The sequence below is a fragment of the Streptomyces sp. NPDC031497 genome (assembly GCF_055580905.1).
Genome location: NZ_JBVIKO010000045.1, coordinates 25,634 through 44,202, shown reverse-complemented (window position 1 = coordinate 44,202; position 18,569 = coordinate 25,634). Strand labels below are relative to the sequence as shown.

Genomic DNA, 18,569 nt, shown 5'->3' with positions numbered 1-18,569 from the left:
GAGGAGGAAAGGGGGGGGGGGGGGGGGGGGAGGGGGGGGGGGGGAGGGGGGGGGGTGTGGTGGGGGGGGGGGGGGGGGGGGGGGGTGGTTTCCCCCCCCCCCCCCCCCCCCACCACCGTGCCAGGCAGGGCCGGCCGGCTCCGTCGGGGCGCCGCCGGCCCCGGTGCCCCCAATGGCGGTGAGGGTCCAGCCCCGTCGCCCGAGAGCCGAGCGTCGGAGAACGAACCACGGCTTCCTCGTATCTCCAGCAATCGCCTCGCAGACCCTCACTCCCAGCAATCACCGCCCACCGCCCACCGATAGCAACTCCCTTGCGGGACTTGCTTTTTCGACAGTTATTATCTAGTATCGAACTTACCGACCGGGTGACGCCGGACGGGTCGCCGAACAACACACGAAGGGAGAGCCCCCTAGTGGCTCACGAGAACGGCCAGACCATTACGGGCGCCGCGGACGCAGGCGCGCGTAACGCCTCGCTTGAGGACCTGGCCCAGGCCCTCAAGCGGGACCAGGACGCCAAGATCGACATGGTGGCGCCTGCATCTGCGATTACCGCCGTCGCCGGTCACATCACCGTGACCGGCGTGGAGCCGGTACTGACGCCCGGCGGCGTGACACGCGCCGACGGCGCCTACCGCCCCACTACCGTTGCCGACGAAGGGATTGCCGACAAGCTGAAGATCCCTACCGCCTACCTGAGGCGCATGCGCGCCGAAGCCGTCGACCTGTACGACCTGAACGTCAACGGGTGGCTACAGAAGGACCCATCCCGACGCTTTCTCCTCCGGGCGTTCAAGGGCGAGCCGGGCGTACTGCGTGCGTGGCTGTCCGACGGCTACAAGATCATCGATCATCTGGACATGCTGACGGCCGTGTTGGCGGGTATCCAGGAGTCCGGGCACAGCGTGAACATCACGGGAGCCGACCTCACGGAACGGCGCATGATCGTGCGCGTCGAGTCCGAGCACGTCGCGGCCCTTGCCCCTGAGCTCTTGCGCGGGTACCGGTCGCCGTTTACTGGGCAGACAGGCGACGAGCTGCCGCTTGTCTCGGCAGGGTTCGTGATCACCAACAGTGAGGTAGGCAGCGGCAGGTACGCCATCACGCCCCGCATCGTCGCGCAGGTGTGCGGCAACGGTATGACGATCACGAAGGACGCGTTCGGGAAGGTGCACATCGGTGCGCGGATGGACGAGGGGATCATCAAGTACTCCGAGGACACCCAGGAAAAGAACCTCGCGCTGATCACCGCTCAGACCCGCGACGCCGTCGCAACGTTCATGAACCGCGAGTACGTCGAGCGGAAGATCGCCGACATCGAGCGGGAGGCCGGGCGCGAGATCACCAGCCCGGTTGAGGTTGTGGAAGTAGTGGCGCGGCAGTTGCGGTTCTCCGACAGCGTGCGTGAGTCCGTGCTGAACCACTTCATCAAGGGTGGCCAGCCGACGGCGGGCGGGATCATGCAGGCGATCACCGCGACCGCTCAGACCCTCGGTGACGGAGACGCGGCATACGAGCTGGAGACGCAGGCCCTTTCCGCGATGGCCATCGCCGCAGCGGCATAACCGCCCGAAGGCTCCGGCGGGGGCGTGGCGGCTTCCCGCTCCCGCCGGATGACGCCTGTGAGCGGTACCCACGTGCCGCTCACAGGCACCCAAGCCAGAACCGGGGACTTGACTTCCGGGCAAGTTTTATCTAGTATCGAATATAGCTGGAAGGTGACGCTTCCGGCTCGCCGAACAGCACGAGGGGAAATCTGATGGATTCACAGTTCTTCGATTCCGGCCAGGACCCGGAGGGCATGGAATCGCTCCTGATCCACGCCGTACGCGCCGTCAGTGAACTGATGTACGCGGCTGGTGCTGGAAGACACATGGTGATCACAGCCGTCGCGCCGGAGGACCGCGTGCCGACCTACGCCGTCACCTGGTTCGATATCTTCGGTAAAGGAGATGACGCCCTGTGGGGCGGCACTTTCGCTGAGGTAGCCGAAGTGACCGAAACCGTGGCCCTCGGTTTCCTGGTCGGCCGGGGCAGCGTGGTACTCGGTTCGACCTCTCCGGACGGCACGGAGACCGTACGCGGGTGGATGGTTGACGGCCGATCGCTGCGGCCGCTCACGGCGGACCAAGTGCGGCTGACCTTCAACTCGGCAGTTGGTCCCCAGTCGCCCGACGTCACTTTCCGTACGGCATACACGCTTCCCTCCGCCGCCAGCGCGTAGCCCCTGCTGCGCCCTCAAGCCAGCGGCCACGCGTTTCCCCCACCCGTGACCGCTGCGGCCCGCCGCCCCGAATCCCCCGCAAACGGGGCGGCGGGCCACCCCAAGCCCGCACCTCAGGCAGAGCCAGCGCCCCAGCAGGCGCCAAGGCACCCCCGGTCCGAATCCGACCGCGCCCGCCCCCAGCCCCAGCACCCGTGACGGAGGAGCCATGGCCACCGACGACACCCCGACCACCACCCCCCAGCCGACCGCGCCCGGCGCGCCCCAGAAGTCCCCCCGACGTCGCAGCGCGCAGGAAGTGATCCAACTCGTCATCCGTGAACGGCAACTCACCGACCTGGACGTCGAAGTCGACTTCGAGGCACTCGCCCGACTCGACGACATGTCCGACGACGAGGCCGCAGCGCTCATCGACGAGACCATGGCCCGCATCCTGTCCAACTGACCAGCGGCCGGGGCCGCCCTGCCCCCGCCCCGGCCGCTCCCAGGGCCGCGCCCCCGCACCCCTGCCCCTGCCGGGGCGCGGCCCGCACAACTCCGGGGTGCTGTAGCTCAGTTGGCAGAGCACCGGTCTTATAAGCCGTGAGGTCGTGGGTTCGAGCCCCACCAGCACTACGCACACAGCCAACAGTCCTCCCCCGCGCGGCCGCCGGCCGCTGCCACGAGCCCCCGGCGGCCGGACACGCGACCCGCGCCACGGCGCACCGACTCGCTTCCGTGCCGCCGGGCCCGTCCCGTCACCAGAGCACGTTCTGACCGACAGCAGCAGGCCCACCGCCAGGTCACTCGCCCGCTCACCGGCCCCGACCGGGCTGGACCCTGCACACCACCCTGCCCGATGTAGCCATGGGCACAGCCTCACCCGACCCGCGAAATGAGGGATTCCAAGTGGCACCCGCCGAACCGCCCCGCTGCTACCACGTGATCGCTCACTGGGTGACCGACGATCAACGCCAGCAGATCACCGACGCCATCAAGTACGCCCGCCATGTGGGCGACATGGGCGCGCTGCCGCTTCTCCTCCTGCGGCTCACCGCCCCGTGCGACGCCCGCGACACCTACCGCGAGCAGCCCACAGGCAGCGACGAACAAGGCACCCTTCTCCTGCCGCCTCTCTGACCACCCCTGAAAGCCGTTCCCGCCTCGGCGAGCGGGACGGACAACCCGGCCAGTTCGTCACTGGCCGATGAGAGGCCATCCCGAGCCCGCTCCTCCCTCACCGGGCTCGGGATGGCGGCCCCTGCTCGTCACGTCGTCCCGAGGAGCCAACAGCCGTGCACAGCCCGCACCTGACCATCGAAACGCCCGCCGGTACCGTGAGCGCCACCGCCGGCCCCCGCCTGGCTGATGCGATCGTGTTCGAGCTGCACGGCGCAATGCGCGGCCTGGTACACGTCACCGGCACCCACCACCGGCGCCACTGGGACCAGTTCACCGCCGTACGAGCCTGCCTCGGCCCCGTCAACGCCTTCACTACCACCGCCCCCGAGGACGCGCTGCCGCGGCTTGCTCGCAGCCGCACCGGCTACCGGGGCAGCCTGACCCTCTACGCCGACAGCGCCAACTGCCCCGAGGCGGAGGTGTCGCCGATACGGTCCGCCGCTGACCGCGAACCGTCGCAGAGAACGGCAGCGGTCTTGATCGCCACCCTGCGCGCCTGCGCCGCGCACGTCGCGAAACGCGACGACCTGCCGGTGATCCTGGACGCCTCCCGGCAACGCGATACTCCCGCGCTCCTGAGGTTCCTCGACTGGTCGGAGGAGGCCCGCACCGCATACCTCGCACAGCGAGCCGCCGTGACCGCCTGGTGGACCGCGGCACGATGGCTCGCCCTCTCTCCCCACCCGGTCCTGCTGCTCCTCCTGGCCGACCGCCCCGGCTCTCTGGCCCGCGACGTCAGCGGGTTGCAGTGGTGGGCCCCACGCCGCGCCAGCGCAGCCGCCAACGAGCGTGATCTAGCCTGCCGCGCCCAGCCCGAGGCTGTCTCACTACGTACCCAACAGCGCCCCGGTCTGTGCAACCGCCACTCTGCCGCCCGCCGGCACGCCACTCCCGAACGGCTGTCCGGCGGAGCACCGCCCACCGATGCGTGAGCGGCTGCGCCGCCGTAAATCCGTGAGAACGAGTCGGAGGCAGGGCTGCTTGACCTGCAAGCACTTTTTATCTAGTATCGAATTACGCTGCTCGCGTCACCAACCCCGCACGAGGTACGCGCCATGGGAGCCAACTGCCGTTCATCCAGCCAGGCCTGTCAGCGACTGACACCGGCCATCACCCGAGCCGTGCACACCATCGCCTATCTCGTACAAGCGGCAGGCCCGGGGTCACACCGAATCACCACCGCCGCCCAGCCCACGTACGGCGAGCCGTTCGCCGCTCACGCCCATTTCGACGTCGTCGGCGAAGGCACGGACGCCCACTGGAGGGGCACTCATGCCGACGCAGCCGCCGTCGCAGAGGTCGTGACCCTCGCATTCATCGTCGCCAACGGCAGCATCCTGCTCGCCACGTCGACGCCGACAGGCGAGGAGTCCATGCACGGCTGGCTGATCGACGGACGCGCACTCCGACCGCTCACCGCCGACCAGGTCCGATTCACCTTCCACGAGACCCCGGGCCCCGTGCGCACCGAGGTCACCTTCCTCACCGCTTTCCCGGTTCCGCCATACACCCCGACCGGCCGCCACCCGGTCTGCCTCCATCACACCCTGCCCCACGCGGGAGAAAGGAACGAGCCGCGGCCGAGATGAACACCACGGTCAGCCAGGAACTTCACTTGCTTCTCATCGTGACCAGCGACGACTCACGGCCCGTGCGCACCGATCTGCGGTACGACACGACCGACCCCTACGCCGTGCACGCCACCTTCCACACCGGAGCCGAGGAGACCGTCGAGTGGGTGTTCGCCCGCGACCTCCTCGCCGAGGGGCTGCACCGCCCCACCGGCACCGGCGACGTCCGCGTCTGGCCGTCCCGCAGTCACGGTCAGGGCGTCGTGTGCATCGCCCTGAGCTCTCCGGAGGGCGAAGCCCTGCTCGAAGCCCCGGCGCGGGCCCTGGAATCCTTCCTGAAGCGAACTGACGCCGCCGTGCCGCCCGGCACGGAGCACCGGCACTTCGATCTCGATCAGGAGCTCTCCCGCATCCTGTCCGAGAACTGAGCATCCGGTACCGAAAGATCGGCGCAACCGTCAGCCGGAACCGGGGCCACCCCGGCCAGATTCGTTACTGGCCGACGTCCCGCCGTCCCGAGCCCGTACCTCCCCCACCGGGCTCGGGACGGCGGCCCCGAAGAGGCCACCGACCCTACCCAAGTACGCGGCTGCCCATCGCCACGCCCGCCGGTACCGGTCCACGCCACCGCCGGCGCCTGCAGCAACGAAGCCGTCCTGTTCCAGCCGGGCGGGGCGATGCCTGGCAGTGTCACCGGAACCGGCCGCCCCCGCAACGGGCCAGAGGCGACCGGGGCACCGTGGACGACCCGCAAGGGCACGCCCGCGCTCACCGAAAGCCCCCGACCCTCGCCAGCTCAGACCTCCCAGCCGATCGGCAGAGCTTGACTTTCCCGAAATTATTATCTAGTATCGAATCACATAGGTGGCACCTTCGCTCGCCACCGAAGCAGCTCGAGGGGAAACGCGATGGACACCAACCGCCCCAGGCGGGCCCGCCAGCAGGTGACACCCGCCGTCGCACACGCCGCCCACACCGTGGCCTACCTGATGGCGGCGGCCGGTCCGGGGAAGCACCGGATCACCACTGCCGCCCAGCCGGGTAGTGGCGGTGGGCCCATCACCGCCCGCACCCGCTTCGACGTCATCGTGGAAGAGACCCACACTTCCCTGAACACCGACCAGGACGACCTGACCGCCGTCGCAGAAGCCGTGGCCATCGCGTCCCTGTTCGCCGGGGGCAGCATCCTGCTCAACACGACTACGCCGACAGGCGAGGAGACCGTACGCGGCTGGCTGATCGAGGGCCTTGCCCTCAGGCCGCTCACCGCAGACCAGGTCCGCTTCGCCTTCCACGAGACCCCGGGCCCTACGCCCTCCGGCGTCACCTTCCTGACGGCTTTCCCGGTTCCGCCGTACACCCCGACATAGACCGGCGCGGCCCGATCTGGCAGCCGCCCCGCTTCCCGTCCGGGACCGCCCTCGCACCCGTCACCGACTCACCGGCGCCCTTTAGGAGCCGAATGAGCCCCCGCCCCCTCGACCCCAAGGAACTTGCCCATGGCCAGCACCGAGCCGGAACCGATCACCTACTCGAACGCCGCTGCACATGCCATCGCCGCCGCCATCCACGACATCACCGAGCAGGACATACCAGGCCACGGACCCGAGATCGTCGAGTTGCGGTTGCTTCGGCCCAGATCGGTCATCCGCGCCTCGGTCACCTACAGCAACGCCCGCACGGCTGGCAAGACCGAGCGCGAAGCCGTCCGCGTTGCGGCAATCGACCTCGCCAGGCAGTACCGCACCCAGCACAACCTCTGAGATGCCCTGGCGGCGGCCGTCAGCCCGTTCCTGCCCCGCACGCGAGGGACTTCCCGGCCCGGCCCGTTCTGTCATCCGTGGTATGCGACCGGATACACCGCAACCGACGCACGCCGCGAGGCCGAGCGCCCGCTGCAGCCGGCGCCGGAAACGGTGACACAGCGCTCGTTCCCGCCCGGCAACTCCTCCCCGGCATCGATGGAATATCCGACCCACAGCAGTTGTTAATCTAGTATCGAAGAAATGCGAAATGTCGTTCCGGCAGGCGCCTCACCTCCACGAAGGGAAGTTCCAGACATGGGCTACGGCATGCACTTCGTACGCTCCCCGGACGGCGAGGAGGCAGCCTACGAAGCGGCCAGGAAGTCCTTCGACGCGGCCGTGGAACACCGCGACAGCCTCCGCCTTCCGTGCAGGCACGCGGACTACCAGGCCGCACAGGTCGAGGTCGCCCGCACCTACGACGCAATGCAAGCGGCTCGCACCACCCACTTCTTCCTCACGACCTGGGCTATGAGTGAGTGCCGAGCCCTCATGGACCACTTCGGCATGCTGGTTGCCGCACAGCCACCGGTCCGGCCCGCACCCGAGGCGTACGGGACCACCTCCGCGCAGGCCGCCCTGCCCACGGCGGGGGACACGCCTCCCGAACAGGTGCAGCGCTACCACAGGGCCCTGCGCAAGCGGCTGGCCTGGACGCCGCCCCGCCCCGAGGGAATCGCGATCCACAAACTCGGCGGTGACGAAGGCTGGATGGTCACTCCCGGCGAGATCCGTGCCGCTCTCGCGGCGTACGAGACCAGCAGGACCGCGAACCCGGCATTCCTTTCCAACCTCATCGAGGACGCCGACTGGTGGCCCGAATGGATCGACTACCTCAGGCGCGCCGCCACACACGGCGGATTCCGCACCTACGGTCCTTCCGCGACCTGAGCCCCCTACCAGCCACCGCGTAACGGCGCGGATCCCCAGACCGGCCGGACCCGTTCCCTTCGTTTGGGGCCTGGCCGCCCACGGCCCGGCACGCGGTCGAACCGTCCGCGCGGATCCCCCTCAATCCGCACACGCGCTCCCGCGTGCCGGGCCGACCATCAGCCTGCACACCGAAGTTGAGAAGCCCCCGTGTCCAGACCCTCCCCCGCCCTGCTGCTGACCTACAACACGCAGCTCGTCGAGATCGAACTACCTGTCGGCCAAGACCCTGAATCCAGCGCCCAGCGCCGCGCCGTGATGCGTGCGGTTCTGCGCTGCGACAGGTTCGACGTCGTCGCCCTGACCCGTCGGTGGGACATGTGGATCGACGACGAAGGCATGTACAACCACCCGGTGAATCCCGCCGCCACCGCCCTCGCCCGACGGTTCGGTTATACATACCAGCCTTACCACGGCTCCGTACTGCTCACCGGGGGACCCGACGCCGACGGCAACACCCTGCCCCTGCTGAGACAACAGCTCATCGGCCTGCTGCACACCCTGCAAGACCTCACGTGACCGCGCTCAGACCGGCCGAGCCCGTCCCTTCGATTGGGCCCGGCCGCCCACGGCCCGGCAGCCGGTCGAGCCCTCCGCGCGGATCCCCCTCGAACGGCACACGCGCTCCCGCATGCCGCCGACCACCCACCGCGTCACCCGACGCCGATCAGCCCCACGCCACGTGCGAGCGCGCATACGAGGAAAGGCCAAGGACGCAGGCGGCCACCTCTCCGGCGACGTCTGGGCAGCTCTGGCCGACAGCTGAAAGGCGCGTCGGCCGGCGGGGGCAATGTGAAACCTGCGCCGAAGCACACGGCACCGAAAGTGAGGGGTATTACCCCATGATCGACCTCATAGACGAGATACGCCGCACCCACCAGCTCGAATTCGCCTGGCAGCACGCTGGGTCCGAGCGCAAGGCCGGCGAGCACACCGTCTGGCAGAAGTTCGAGATTCAGGCACATACCGGTGGCGGCGCCCGTGGCGCGAAGCTGAACCTGTTCGTCACCGACGACGTCGCGGCCGGCATCCTGCGCCCCGACGACCACCCGCACTACCCATTGACCGGCGAGGCGCTGTTGACGTGGAAGCTATGGACCGCGGTCTTCGACGACGCCGACCAGCAGATCAAGAAGGCGCCCGAAGACCGCGGCAGTTACTGGCCGTACGCCGAGCACCTGTTCGGCCGCGATGGCCTGGCCAAGCTCCTCGCCCTGTACCGACAGCTCGTCAAGGTCGACGTCGAGGCCGACATTCCGATCCGTGCCCGCTACGTGCACGAGTCAGGCCACCGGCTTTCCAACACCGGGCGCAGATACGACAACCCGCACGGCGCGTTCCTGTTCCGGTGCGTGGACTGCAAGCGGATCGCCCGCGTCGCCGACTTCCGCGAACACGAGTGCTGGATTCCGATGCTCATCGACCTGGAACACCGGGACGACTTCCAGCAGCTCGCCTTCCGCTTCGCCGGACCCGACCGGCAGAACATGTATGGCAGTCCCGACTTCGCGATCTGGCACAAGGGGGCCGCCGCCGTGGTTCTGTACGAGGCCAACGGCTATGGCCGGGGCACTCTCGGTGTCCCCGCCGACGTCGCGTTCGACGACCTCCTGGCCGCCGTGATCGACAAGTGGGGTCCTCTGGCATCGGTGCAGTTTTCCACGCTCCTCTACCCGAGCGGGGAGTGAGCGTGGCCGAGCTGGCGTTCATCTTCCGTCCGAACACCGGCGACCTGAATGCTCCGGGCACTGACACCTTGACCCTCGACGTCGACGACCACGGTGAATTACGGCTCCCCGCCAACCTCGATCCCGGCAGCCCGATCGCCACGTTCCGCGAGATGCACACCGCCGCAGGAATCGCCGCCGTCGCCGAGGCCGTCACCGAGGAGATCCGCTCCCACCTCGCCGAAACCGAACCGGATCCGGCGGCGAGCAATGGACCGTCCCGAGTGCGTGTGCAGGGGCCGACACGGGCGGGCTGCCCGCGCTCATATCGCCTGCCGTAACTACCCCTTGTCATAGAGGAGTTGGCACTTGCATTCACCTCATCTATTATCTAGTATCGAAGTATCACGGATGGACGAAACCTCGTCGGCACCCCGTCTCCCCAGCCACGCCCGTGAACCCACCGTCGAGAGGAATGCATCGCCATGTCTCACGCCGAAACCCCCGTCCCCTTTCCTCCCGGCTGGCCCGCGAACCGCTACCTCACCACCCGACGCGCAATGAAGGCGCTCCGGCTCGCCGACCACCTGCTGCGCAGCGGGGATGCCTACACACCCGACGCGGCCACCGACGACGTGATCCGCGCCGCCGCCGTCCGGACCGGAGTCAACGAGCCCTCCGCAACCACGTGCGCACTCGTCCGCGCCCTCCTCCTGCTGCTGCTCGCCCCGGTCCTGACCGCCTCCCCGGCAGACGGGGACACCAACCGGCGCGTCGTCCGCATGGTTCTCACCATGACCAACGCCCCGGCGACTCCCTGACCTTCGTGGCCGCCCCGCCATGAGCGGCCCCGCAACACCTGGAGAACCACGCATGTCCAACTCCTCGCAGTCGAAGAGGACATCCACCCCCGCCGAAACCTCCCCCGCCACGGCCGAGGAGACTGCCCAGCCCGCACCGCAGCACGCCGACGAGGGCCACGACCAGATCGTCCGCATCGACCCGGAACTCATCGTGCGCGACGACTACAACGCCCGCACCTCCGATACCGGGCCGAACGACGAACTGAAGGCGTCCGTGGCCGAACTCGGCGTTCAGGACGCCATCCACGTCCGGCCCCGGCCCGACGGAACCTACGGCGCATTCAAGGGTTGGCGGCGCGCACAGGCCCAACAGGACGTCAACGCCTCGGCCCGGGCCGGGGGCAGGCCCGTGCGCAAGATCCCGGCCATCGTCCGGGACGACCTGGTCGGCAACGACGCGATGACCCACCTGCTGTCGCTGATCGAGAACCACCACCGCGAGCCGATGCACGACCGCGACCGGCTCCAGGCCATCGAGACGCTCGCGCTCCTCGATGTGAACGAGGAAGAGCGCAAGCGGATGGCCCGCGCCCTGAAGATCAAGCGGGCCGAGCTGCGCGCGGCGCGCGAGGCCGCCCGCCTCGACGACGCCCAGCTCCGCCGCGCGACCGTCCAGGGCTTCGACCTGATGCAGATGGCCGAACTGGCCGAGGTCAGCGACGTCTCCGGCGCCGTCAAATCGCTGGAGGAAGCCCACACCAAGGACACAGCCGAGGACGGCGGCGGGCGCGGCCACTGGAATCACGCCATGGCCAGGCTGCGGCAGACCAAGGCAGACACTGACGCCCGGCGGTCGGCGCTGGACGAGCTGGAGAAGGCCGGTGTCCCGCTGCTGCCCGACTACTTCCCGTATGGAACGAAGGACACCTCCCGGCCGCTGACCGATCTGCGCACGCCGCTGGGTGCGCCGCTCACCGAGGACAAGCACCGCTACTGCTCCGGCCACACGGCACGTCTGGACGAGGAGTCCAACCCCGTGTGGCATTGCTCCGACCCCGCCAAGTACGGCCACAAGCTGCGCCCCGGGGCCAAGCAGGCGAAGAAGATCATGAGTGAGCAGGAGAGGGAGGCACGGGCCAGGACCATCGCGGGCAACAAGGCTTGGAAGGCCGCCCGGACGGTCCGGGAGGACTCCGTGAAGCGGCTGTCCACCGGCAAGTCCCTGCCCGAGAGCGTGCGCTTGTTCGCCCTGCGCACGGTGATGAGCCCGCCCCACCTCTACGCGAAGTGGTGCGAGAAGGGCGCGACCGAGGCCGTGGCCAGGTTCCTCGGGGTCCCCGACCCCAACGCTGACGACGAGACCCGCTACAGCCGTGAGGCAGGCCCGTTCGACGAACTGGTCACCCGCCATGGCAAGACCAAGGGATGGCACCAGGTCTTCGCCCAGGTGGCCGCCGCGTTCGAGTACAGCATGCGCGAGCCGAACGCGTGGCAGGGCCTCGACCGCCACCAGGCCGCCTACTTGCTGTGTCTCAAGGAAGCGGGCCACCGGCTGTCCGATGTGGAGGAACTCGGCCTCGCCAAGTACCTGCCGCCGACCGACGCCGAGCCCCAGACCGGGGGCGACGGCCAGGCCCTCGACTTGGCCGCCTGACCCACTGCCGGGCGCAGCACGCCCAGACCCCGTGCTGCGCCCGGCCCGCTCGGCGCCAGCACAGCGTCAAGGGCGCCCGCAGCCCGGCCCCATGCGTCGGGATGCCCACGCGCCCCGGCCGGACCCGACCTCCTTGCTCTCACTGCCTGAAAGGCCCCGACGTGAACCTCTACGCCACCGCCCAGCAACTCGGCGACCGCACCGCACAGTGCGACGCCACCGCCGTCCGCACCCACAACGGGACCCGCGCCTACGTCCTCCTCGACGGCATCGGCTCCACCAACGAGATCCGCACCTGGACCCGGGACGCCGCGCGCCGTCTCGCCCGCGCCGCTGCCCGCCGCGCTGACGCCGAGGCCGGCCTCCGCGCCGTGTACAACCAGTACGCCGCCGAACCCGAACGGGCGGATCCGTGGATGCGCCACTACGTGCCGAAGGCCTGCGCGGTCGTCGCCGTCACTGCTCCCGGCCGGCCTCTCACCGTCGCCTGGTGCGGTGACGCACGCGCCTACGTGCTGGCTCGGGGTGCCGTACGACGTCTCACCCGTGACCACAATCTGCGGCGCATCTACCCGCCCACCGATGTCTTCCCGAGCGGCGGGAACCGGAACATCATCACCTCCCGCCTCGGCTCCCCGGACGGCGACCAGGACGTGATGAACCAGTACGGGCATCCCTCGATCGAAGCCGTCACCCTGCCCGCAGAGGAATGTCGGCTCCTGCTGGCCTCCGACGGCGCCTACGAACCCCACGAGGACGCCGGGCACCAGATGACCGACTACCTGATCGGCGATCCCGGTGAGACCGCCCGGCACTTCGTCGACACGGCCCTCGCCGCGGCCCGCGACGTGCCCGACCCGCACGCGGACAACGCCACCGTCCTCATCGCCGACATCCGCCCCTTCTGACCCGTTCTTCGCTTACAGCCGCGTCCCATCCCTCTGCCCGCAGGCATCTCGCCGCCGTCCAAGCCGTCACCCGCGCCGCGCTGGAGGCCGGGCAGCTGGAGCTGACGGGCGCCTCGGACCCGTACTGGCGCTCAGAGGCCGACGTACTCGGCTTTCTGGTCACCGAACTGCGCTCACCCGGTAGCCGGGAGGCCCTGGGCCAGATCCACACCCCGCCGGAGATAGCCGACTTGATGGCTCGAATCACGTTGTCCGCGCAGGACTTCCCGGAGGGGGCATGGCTGAGTAAACCGACCGCGGGCACCGGCGGTCTCGTACGGGCCGCCGCGCAGCACCTGCGTGAGGCCGGCCGCGACCCGCGCGCCTACGTATGGGCCCTGAACGATCTCGACCCCATCTCCTCAGCCTGCTGCGCTGTCAACGCAGCGGTGTGGGACCTCGGCCCGCGCGTGCTGATCTCCTGCAAAGACACCCTCCGTGAAGGCGATGGCACCGAGCAGGCCATCGCAGAGCGCGCGGCCATCATCGCGCACCGCAACGACCTCCTCGGCCAGGCCCAGTCGATCGCGGCCACCCTGAAAGCACTCGCCCAGGTTGAGGACCTGATCGCGCGCGGTCCAGGACAGGCAAAGGCCTCCTGACCCCGGCCCTCCGTATCAGCCAGGCGCAACCCAGGCTTGCAGTTTCAGGCTTTTTTATCTAGTATCGAAGTAAGGGGAAGCCCCGCCAGCCTCGCAACGGCTACGTGTCGCAAGCCACCCGGCGAGCCGCCGCGCACAGGCGCCCATCCCGTCCGACAGCGTCCCGCCGACATGTCTGCATGCAGGGCCGCGTACCCGGGATCACCCCGCACAGCCAGAGGAATTCGTCATGCCCACCCCTGCAACTGCGTCCGGCTCCGTCCGGAGCCTGACCGCCCTTCAGCCCCGTCCCGAGCAGGTCAACGAACTGCCCTACCCCATCGCCGACGACTACGTGAAGAATTGGACCTCCGAGCGGGCACTCGTGGAGCTCATCGCGAACGCGCTGGACGAGGACCCGCACACCGTCGTGGCCTGGAGCGACGGCACCCTGACCATCCACGATCAGGGGCCCGGCATCCCTCGGACCGGACTCCTCCTGGGCGCCTCCCGCAAGAGCAGCCAGCAGATCGGCCAGTTCGGAGAGGGGAAGAAGCTTGCAGCACTCGTACTCGCCCGCGACCCGAAGATCGGGACGGTCCAGTTCGACACCGTCGGCTACAGCTTCACACCCGTCCTGAAACCGAGCACCTACCTCACTGACGTCCCCGGCCTGGACGATGGCAGACAGACCCTGGTTCTGCACTACCAGTACTGGACCACCAGCCGGGAACGCGGCACCCTCATCACTGTCGCCTGTTCGCAGAAGGTGGCCGAGGACGCCATCAGCCGGGTCCGCTACCTCAACAACCCCGACTACCGGCCTCCGCATGACCGCGCCGCGATCATCCTGGACGGCCAGCCGGGACGCATCTTCGTCGGCGGCATCCTGGTCTCCACCGACTCGCGGCTGGCAGCCAGCTACGACCTCCCGCTGAACACGGCCAAGGGGGAGCAGAACCGGGACCGTACGATCGTCGACGGGGCCGCGCTGGATACCCACATCCGAGGCGCGCTTGCCGCCAGCACCGATCCGGCAATCATCGCGCGCTTCGTCGAGCGCGCGCTGCACGGGCCACGCATGTCGGCCGCCGAGACCTACTTCGAGTACGTCAACGACTTCGCCGTACGCCGCGCTTTCCGCGACCACGCACAGAGCCTGTGGAACGGCGACGAGGTCTACTACAACGCTGCGGGCACAGCCGTCGAGGACGAACTCCACCTGCAGGGGCGTGGCGTCACGTGCGTCACCAGCAAGCTGAGCCGCTCCCCGCACAACGCCCTGATGCGCCTGCTCGGCATCAGGCCTGTGCGCGAGGCCTTGACGCACCACGAGCGCCAGTACCCCAAAACTCAGTGGGTGAAGCCGCAAGACGTCTCTGCCGAGCGGCGCCGCACGCTCGACCTCGCCTGTGCGGTCTTCCGCAGCGTTTTTGGTCTGGATGCGCTCGGAAAGGTCAGGGTCTATCGGGAGGACGAGGCCTCGGCACGCTACTGCACCAGCGGCCTCTATCTTTCCGCCCCCGATGTGACGGGCGTCAAGGAGAGCACCCTGGACGACCTGTACGAGACGTTGCGCGTCGTCTTCCACGAGGGAGGTCACCGACGGGCAGCCAGGGAGGGCCTCAACTCATCAGACCGCAGCGAAGGATTCGAACTGGCGATGACCGACATGGGCGGCAGACTCATGCACCTCGTCATCAGGCCCGAGCCGCGCAGCCTCCCGCTCCTGGACGCCACGGTATGGCAGGGTGTTCCGCTGCCTCCCGGCGCTTACCTGGCCGACAGTGCAGAATTGCGCGGCCGCCACCAGATCCAGGCGACCGTCACCCAGCTCAGAAGAGCCAAGCGGCTGGAAGCGGCTCCCGAACCACGGCGGCTGCTGGCCGAGGTCGCCGAGCAGCGCATGACCGCCGTCCTGCGCGAGCGCGGTCTGCGCTCAGCGGGAAGAGCCTTGTCCACCATCGCATGGACCACCGCACAGTGGAATCTGATCGTCAATCCACACCCCGCCGGATATCGCCGCAGCGGCGGGTTCACTTGCATCCCCGACTACCGCAGGGCCGCTGCGCTGGCCGAACTCCTCGGTCTGCACGCACCGGTGCTCTACCTCGGGCACATCGCCGTCGAAGGCCCTCTCTACAACGTCCGCCGGGGCATCACCCCAGCCGACGGTGCCTGGAAGAAACCGCTGAGCGAACACATGCCCACGGTCGTCTCGGACCTGCGCACGCTCGGCGGCCCCTACGCGGCACAGGCCAACGCCGTCGAGGCCATGTACCAGGGACGAACGCCCTACGACGCGGAAGGCGCCTGGCTGCGACCGGTATCCGAACTCCTGAATGCAGAGAAGGACCGGCTCAACCGCTGAAAGGACAGCCGCCCTGCTGCCGCCAGCGCCCGTGCACTGCACTCCGGTGAAGGCCCGCCCCGTCTCGGGGGCGGGCAGGCAGTCGGCCGCCCGCGTCGACGCCCGAGCAGAAGTCGGGCCACCATGCCGTCGCTGTCGACAACGCCCGGCCCTGCAATCGCGGCAAGGCCCCCGCCGACCTCGCCCGCTGACGGCCCCAGCCAGAACAGGAGTGATCCATGCCCATCGACTTCGTGACCCGCGTTGACCAGCTGCCGAGCTTCGTCCAGATGCCGTGCATCGCGTGCGAGATCACCGGCCGGGACGGCCAAGCCAGCAGTGTCGTTTCCGCCACCAACGGCCTCGGCCTCGGCTCGTGCGTGAACCACATCGAGGTGACCGCGCGGGTGCTGCGCAGACTCCGCACCTCCGAGCTGGCCGGCCTGCGCGCCTCGTTCGTGACGGCCGGGAGCACCCCCGAGCCGCAGCACGACCGCGGCCCCGGCGAGGGCGTCGTCTACGGCCGCCTTCCCGGAAGCGGCGGAAGCGACCGCTCCCACTCGGTGACCGACGTGATGTTCGGCCACCTGCCCCACTGACCTCCGCCCACGCCCGGCCCCATCCGGGCCATGCCCTGTCCCACCACGAGCAGAAAGACGGAGCCCACCATGAGCACCGCTCGCCTCGACCACTTCGCCGCCACCGGCACCGGCGAAACATTCAGCAGCATCCACCTCGCCGACAGCAAGAGGATCACCGTCCAGGCCGGGCCCGGCGCCTACTTCCTGCCCTGCCCCAACGGCGGCTCCGGACCCCACAGCCGCCCCCGCGACTACGCGGGCCCGTACACGCACCTGGAGGTCTACCTCCCCGAGGGTGTCGAGCCCACGGACAGCGACGGCTGGGAGCTGGAGGACTCGGTCGAGCTGTGGCTGACCTCCTCCAACGACGAGCCCGACAAGGGCCGCCTGTTCCACGAGGTGCCAGTCGCCGACGTTTGCGCGCTGATCGAGGAGCACGGCGGCGAGCACCCCGAGCAGCAGGACTGACTCCCAGGGCCGAGGAGAGAAAGGGGACGACCATGCCGATCTACCTGCGCGCACCCGAGGCCCCGGCCGGCGGGCCTGACGGGAAGGGCTGGAACCGGCTGAGCCTCAACGCCCACGGCGGTTTCCTGAGCCAATGCGCACTGAGGCCCCGACGCTGGGGCGCACTACTGGAGTCCCAGGACACCCGCCGAGCCCGCTGGGGCGGGTTCGGCCCCTGCATCAACCACGGCAATTGCAACGAGTGCCCTCTGCGGACGGCCATCAACGAACAGCGCACCGTCGTACCGGTCAACGCCCCCCGTGTCCTGGTGCGCTGTGAGCCGGTCTTCGCGCCCGACACGCTGTTCGGCGGCCCGGACGGATGGCGCCTGTGGGTCACGACCGGCCCGGACGACCAGGACTACCGCAACCGGCATCCGCAGCCGTGGATCTGGGAGGACGCCGTCAGAGTCCACGGCTGGGACCTCGGCTGCGCGTACCTCGACGAGCACGGCGAAGGCTTCTGGCTGGAGCGCACGACGCGCATCCCCGCGTGGGGCTGCGCCATCGTCAGCCGTGCCCGCTCCTCCTTCACCCGGCACGCGTTCCGGGTGAACGGAACCCGGGTCGCACTCCTGCACCACCACGGCGAGTGCGCGCACGACGAGGAGTTGCTGAACGCGATTTCCCACGCCTGCCCCGGCGCGGACGGTGCCGACGAGGAGCGCGTACCGGTCAGCTGGCGACAGGCACAGGAGATGACACCGCCGCCCACCGAGCGCCTCCGCTTTGGCGTCGGCGTGCGGACCATGAGCGTGAGGATCGTGGCCGTCGACGGCCCGAGGTGCGAGCGGGCCCGGCTGACGCTGACCGGTTCCGGTTGGACGGCCGAGCGCGTACGAGCCGCCGGCGAAGCGCTCCGCATGCGCCTCGCAGACCACTGAGCAGCCTCGATCAGAACGGAGCCGCGATGCCGCCACGCCCAACTCCTCACGTCGACCACCCGGAGAACAGCGAGGAGCAGTGCGCGGACTGCGGCTGCTCGCAGAACGAGTTCACCCCGGACTGCGACTGCCCCAACCTCGTCACGTGCCCCGCCGGGTGCGGACGCCCCTAACCACCTTCGACGAACAGGAAGACGAGCATGAGCGAGCAGGACATCACAACCCCCGAGCGGTACGGCGGCGAGCCCCTGTACGACGGCTTCCCCGACGACTACAGCGCGCACGACCGGACGTTCACCGTGACGATCGCGGGCACCGAGCGGTACGACGGGGAGAAGCCCCACAAGTACGTGCTGAAGGCGCGGTCGACGCAGGTCGCGTGGGCGGAGGCCCTCGCCTGGCACATGGTGGCGGAGGAGACGCCGGACTGCTACGTGGTCGCCGACGAGTCCTTCGCGGGCGTCCCTGCTGGCGACGTCGGGTTCCAGTGGAACGACCTGCGGGCCGAGCAGGAGCGGCGGCGAACCCTGGACGAACTCGCCCCGGTTCCGCTCGACCGGATCCTGCACCGGGTGCGGTTGATATGGCCGGATGCTCAGTGGGTGCTGCGTGAGCCGCCGGGCGTGAGGCCGTCCCTCACCTGGCAGGGCGGGCCGAGCATCGAGGAAGTCACCGAAGAACTGCGGCGACCGGACATCGATATGAGGCGCACTGCCTGACAACCGCCTGACGGGCATCGTCGACGCCGCCCTGGCCACCTCCCGTACTGACCACCCGGCAGGGCATCTTCCCGACCTGACGCTTCTCGCCCGGGACGTGTACGTGGGTGTTTGCATCTCACCATGTTTATATCTAGTATCGAATCTAGACACTTAGCGCCCTTCCGGCGCCGAACCACACGAAC

General features: G+C 69.1%; 22 protein-coding genes and 1 tRNA gene. All 23 read left to right on the top strand.

The features are described 5' to 3' along the window. Positions 1-413 precede the first annotated feature (413 nt). The 23 genes from ACZ5K7_RS46790 to ACZ5K7_RS46680 all read left to right on the top strand — a co-directional run bounded on the left by ACZ5K7_RS46790 (position 414) and on the right by ACZ5K7_RS46680 (position 18,384). On the top strand, positions 414-1,565 hold the full coding sequence (locus tag ACZ5K7_RS46790) for a DUF932 domain-containing protein (protein WP_468924520.1): 1,152 nt from the start codon (positions 414-416) through the stop codon (positions 1,563-1,565). Positions 1,566-1,759: 194 nt separating this feature from the next. Further along, complete coding sequence (locus ACZ5K7_RS46785) at positions 1,760-2,224, top strand: hypothetical protein (protein WP_468924517.1); 465 nt, start codon at positions 1,760-1,762, stop codon at positions 2,222-2,224. A 208-nt stretch (positions 2,225-2,432) separates the two neighbouring features. Further along, on the top strand, positions 2,433-2,669 hold the full coding sequence (locus ACZ5K7_RS46780) for a hypothetical protein (protein WP_468924514.1): 237 nt from the start codon (positions 2,433-2,435) through the stop codon (positions 2,667-2,669). A 96-nt stretch (positions 2,670-2,765) separates the two neighbouring features. Continuing rightward, positions 2,766-2,839 (top strand) — tRNA-Ile (locus ACZ5K7_RS46775). Positions 2,840-3,112: 273 nt separating this feature from the next. Beyond that, the gene (locus ACZ5K7_RS46770; RefSeq protein ID WP_468924511.1) at positions 3,113-3,343 is read left to right on the top strand and encodes a hypothetical protein; all 231 of its coding nucleotides are present in this window, start codon (positions 3,113-3,115) and stop codon (positions 3,341-3,343) included. 155 nt (positions 3,344-3,498) lie between these two features. Beyond that, positions 3,499-4,317, top strand: a complete 819-nt coding sequence (locus ACZ5K7_RS46765) for a hypothetical protein (RefSeq protein ID WP_468924508.1) — start codon at positions 3,499-3,501, stop codon at positions 4,315-4,317. Between the two features lie 123 nt (positions 4,318-4,440). Next, positions 4,441-4,974 carry a hypothetical protein gene (locus tag ACZ5K7_RS46760; RefSeq protein ID WP_468924506.1) on the top strand — a complete coding sequence of 178 codons (534 nt, stop codon included), beginning with the start codon at positions 4,441-4,443 and terminating at the stop codon, positions 4,972-4,974. Next, the gene (locus ACZ5K7_RS46755; protein ID WP_468924503.1) at positions 4,971-5,384 is read left to right on the top strand and encodes an SsgA family sporulation/cell division regulator; all 414 of its coding nucleotides are present in this window, start codon (positions 4,971-4,973) and stop codon (positions 5,382-5,384) included. Before ACZ5K7_RS46760 ends, ACZ5K7_RS46755 begins: the two co-directional genes overlap by 4 nt. 480 nt (positions 5,385-5,864) lie before the next feature. After that, positions 5,865-6,326, top strand: a complete 462-nt coding sequence (locus ACZ5K7_RS46750) for a hypothetical protein (protein WP_468924500.1) — start codon at positions 5,865-5,867, stop codon at positions 6,324-6,326. Positions 6,327-6,455: 129 nt separating this feature from the next. Next, complete coding sequence (locus tag ACZ5K7_RS46745; protein WP_468924497.1) at positions 6,456-6,719, top strand: hypothetical protein; 264 nt, start codon at positions 6,456-6,458, stop codon at positions 6,717-6,719. Between the two features lie 297 nt (positions 6,720-7,016). Then, entirely contained in the window at positions 7,017-7,652 is a 636-nt protein-coding gene (locus ACZ5K7_RS46740; RefSeq protein WP_468924494.1) for a hypothetical protein, read from the top strand. A 189-nt stretch (positions 7,653-7,841) separates the two neighbouring features. Next, positions 7,842-8,210 carry a DUF3846 domain-containing protein gene (locus ACZ5K7_RS46735; RefSeq protein ID WP_468924491.1) on the top strand — a complete coding sequence of 123 codons (369 nt, stop codon included), beginning with the start codon at positions 7,842-7,844 and terminating at the stop codon, positions 8,208-8,210. A 323-nt stretch (positions 8,211-8,533) separates the two neighbouring features. Then, a complete protein-coding gene (locus tag ACZ5K7_RS46730; RefSeq protein ID WP_468924488.1) occupies positions 8,534-9,379 on the top strand; it encodes a hypothetical protein in 846 nt (281 codons plus the stop codon). 2 nt (positions 9,380-9,381) lie between these two features. Beyond that, positions 9,382-9,699, top strand: a complete 318-nt coding sequence (locus tag ACZ5K7_RS46725; RefSeq protein WP_468924485.1) for a hypothetical protein — start codon at positions 9,382-9,384, stop codon at positions 9,697-9,699. A gap of 144 nt (positions 9,700-9,843) precedes the next feature. Then, the gene (locus ACZ5K7_RS46720) at positions 9,844-10,179 is read left to right on the top strand and encodes a hypothetical protein (RefSeq protein ID WP_468924482.1); all 336 of its coding nucleotides are present in this window, start codon (positions 9,844-9,846) and stop codon (positions 10,177-10,179) included. Positions 10,180-10,231: 52 nt separating this feature from the next. Then, positions 10,232-11,815 carry a ParB/RepB/Spo0J family partition protein gene (locus ACZ5K7_RS46715; protein ID WP_468924479.1) on the top strand — a complete coding sequence of 528 codons (1,584 nt, stop codon included), beginning with the start codon at positions 10,232-10,234 and terminating at the stop codon, positions 11,813-11,815. A 161-nt stretch (positions 11,816-11,976) separates the two neighbouring features. Next, complete coding sequence (locus ACZ5K7_RS46710) at positions 11,977-12,723, top strand: PP2C family protein-serine/threonine phosphatase (protein ID WP_468924475.1); 747 nt, start codon at positions 11,977-11,979, stop codon at positions 12,721-12,723. Between the two features lie 233 nt (positions 12,724-12,956). Then, positions 12,957-13,364, top strand: a complete 408-nt coding sequence (locus ACZ5K7_RS46705; RefSeq protein WP_468924472.1) for a hypothetical protein — start codon at positions 12,957-12,959, stop codon at positions 13,362-13,364. Between the two features lie 229 nt (positions 13,365-13,593). Continuing rightward, positions 13,594-15,714, top strand: a complete 2,121-nt coding sequence (locus ACZ5K7_RS46700; RefSeq protein ID WP_468924469.1) for an ATP-binding protein — start codon at positions 13,594-13,596, stop codon at positions 15,712-15,714. Positions 15,715-15,932: 218 nt separating this feature from the next. Beyond that, the gene (locus ACZ5K7_RS46695) at positions 15,933-16,292 is read left to right on the top strand and encodes a hypothetical protein (RefSeq protein ID WP_468924466.1); all 360 of its coding nucleotides are present in this window, start codon (positions 15,933-15,935) and stop codon (positions 16,290-16,292) included. A gap of 69 nt (positions 16,293-16,361) precedes the next feature. Then, positions 16,362-16,742: a hypothetical protein gene (locus ACZ5K7_RS46690; protein ID WP_468924463.1), complete on the top strand. Its 381-nt coding sequence runs from the start codon at positions 16,362-16,364 to the stop codon at positions 16,740-16,742. A gap of 32 nt (positions 16,743-16,774) precedes the next feature. Beyond that, positions 16,775-17,665 carry a hypothetical protein gene (locus tag ACZ5K7_RS46685; protein ID WP_468924460.1) on the top strand — a complete coding sequence of 297 codons (891 nt, stop codon included), beginning with the start codon at positions 16,775-16,777 and terminating at the stop codon, positions 17,663-17,665. Positions 17,666-17,865: 200 nt separating this feature from the next. Then, the gene (locus tag ACZ5K7_RS46680) at positions 17,866-18,384 is read left to right on the top strand and encodes a hypothetical protein (protein ID WP_468924457.1); all 519 of its coding nucleotides are present in this window, start codon (positions 17,866-17,868) and stop codon (positions 18,382-18,384) included. The last annotated feature ends 185 nt before the right edge of the window (positions 18,385-18,569 follow it).